Raw genomic sequence first — 2,094 nt, forward strand, 5'->3', positions numbered from 1 at the left:
GACATGGATTGACTTCAGCCCAGTATCAAGCGACTTTTGATCAATTGGTTGGTCAAGGATATCGATTAGTTGATGTCAGTGGCTACTAGTACAAGCATCTTTTCCTGACTTTTCACGGGAAGTCATCAAGCCTCGAAAAAACGTGGCTTTTTCCACAGGCTAATTCTCAATAGCCCTGAGTTAATGAAAATAGCTAACCGAAAAATAAGGGATTGGGAAACCCCTAAAATGAGCTTTTCCACATCCCGTGAAAAGTCAGGCATCTTTTCCCCCCTTTTTAAGGGGGGTTAGGATCTTCGAGTTTGAAAACAGTCCCTAGTGGTTGGCACTTAGCGATCCCAGTCTTCGACTTCATATAAAAATCGAGTTTTGCCAATCAGTTTACGATTAGCAGAGGTACTTTGGACAAACACAACATACTTTTCTAGGTTACTCGGTTTAATCCGAATCGTTGCATCCATCGGTAGACCTAACATTTCTCGTGCAGCACCTCCTTCAAATAAATCACCCGTTGCCCGATCCATTAAGATAATTTCTTTTTGAGCCTGGATAGTTTCTGTTTTTGTAAATTCGTAGAAACCCCGCCCAACTTTAAAACTCAAACCATTTTCCAATACAAACGCTTTAATTGAAATATCTTGTTCAATCTCTAAAATCTGAAAACGCCCTGGAGAAACTGCTCGTAAATCAGCCGATTCGTAATAGGAAGTTGCTTCCCGGTTCATCATGGTGTTAAATATTTTATTTAACCCACGGCTCATGCGTCCTTGATCAATTACTTCTTGTTCATAAGCTTGTAGCTGATCATTAGATGATTGTTGGTAGCAAACTGCTAAAAACAAATCACTAATATACGAAAACTGGTCTAAATTGATATGAAAACCGCCAGACTTTTCTGCAAGTTCTTGATAAAAAGGAGTGGCATGAGGGCGATTGAGTGCTTGAACTCCGTAAACTGTAATTTCTGCCTCAGCTAATTTATCTAACTCTTTGCGCCAATTCAGTTTTTTCGGATTGTGTGCTGGAGGATGGGGAATATCATCGCCAATCAAAACTAGTGATTTTGTTGCTGACTTTGACCAAGATAAAGATTGGGATTCATGTAATATCAATTCGTAACATTCTGGTGCATCTCCGCCACCAGTAGGTTCGACATTTTGCACAAAATCACAGATAGCATCAACATCACCGGATATATTAAATATTTTGGTGACATAAGTTGAGCCTGCATCGCAGTAGTCACCATGAGCAATAATCCCAATCCGAATCAAGGGAATTTCGTCTATCAGTCTGGTAACGGTATTTTTGATTTTTCGCCGTACCTGGGTAAGGCAAGGGTACATACTCCCAGTTGTATCAAAACTGAAAACAATCTCAATGTTATTACTTGTCATCCGCTTACCTAAATTAATATTTAATTTTTAACTTACAAAATTACAAATGGCACGCAATCGGCGATCGCCTTTCTTATTTACGTATGTAATACTTTTTATACTTAATAGAGAATGTATTTAAATATTTTTACATAAATATATACATGAGGAATTGGTGTAAATTTTTGTGCGATGTCTCTTGACTCGCAGATGCAGCGTCTACGCTTTGTATTAGTTCAATTCTTGCGATCGCCCTACAGCCCTTCTCCTAAAGGAGACGCTGTTCGCGAACGGGCATCCTACGGCAGGCGTTGGCAAAGACATCGCTTTTGTATTTAATAAAAGCAAGTTTGTTAAATTCCTATATTAGAGTAATCCAAGTAAAAAAATGCCCAATTGTCATTGCGAATGGAGCGAAGCGGAATGAAGCAATCTCTGAGTCTTTGTGATTGCTTTGCTCCACTGCGTTGCGCTCGCAATGACAGACTTTGGATCATTTATTTATTGGAACACTCTTAGACTTATTACATAAATCAATGAGCTTTCATCCTAAAACCCTCTCCCAAGCTTGGGAGAGGGACTTTAAATTTGGCTCCCCTTTTCCCAAAATTGGGAGAAGGGGTTGGGGGATCTAGCAAGATCCCGCAGGATGGGCAAATTTTACATTTGTGCAGTCGTTTATTGAATTCGGGGTGTCGTTTATTGAATTCGGGGTGTCGTT

At 39.7% G+C, this 2,094-nt stretch carries 3 protein-coding genes; 2 read left to right on the forward strand and 1 reads right to left on the reverse strand.

The annotated features are described in order from the left end of the window. The first annotated feature begins 8 nt into the window (after nt 1–8). On the forward strand, nt 9–89 hold the full coding sequence (locus ACFFAP_RS38065; RefSeq protein ID WP_375516045.1) for a hypothetical protein: 81 nt from the start codon (nt 9–11) through the stop codon (nt 87–89). A 240-nt stretch (nt 90–329) separates the two neighbouring features. On the opposite strand, the gene ACFFAP_RS38070 is transcribed toward ACFFAP_RS38065, so the two are convergent. After that, nucleotides 330–1,394, reverse strand: a complete 1,065-nt coding sequence (locus tag ACFFAP_RS38070; protein ID WP_375516043.1) for a vWA domain-containing protein — start codon at nt 1,392–1,394, stop codon at nt 330–332. Nucleotides 1,395–1,565: 171 nt separating this feature from the next. Between ACFFAP_RS38070 and ACFFAP_RS38075 the strand changes: the two genes are divergently transcribed. Then, nucleotides 1,566–1,712, forward strand: a complete 147-nt coding sequence (locus ACFFAP_RS38075; RefSeq protein WP_375516044.1) for a hypothetical protein — start codon at nt 1,566–1,568, stop codon at nt 1,710–1,712. Nucleotides 1,713–2,094 lie beyond the last annotated feature (382 nt).

This window comes from uncultured Nostoc sp. (assembly GCF_964245575.1).
Lineage (GTDB): Bacteria > Cyanobacteriota > Cyanobacteriia > Cyanobacteriales > Nostocaceae > Nostoc.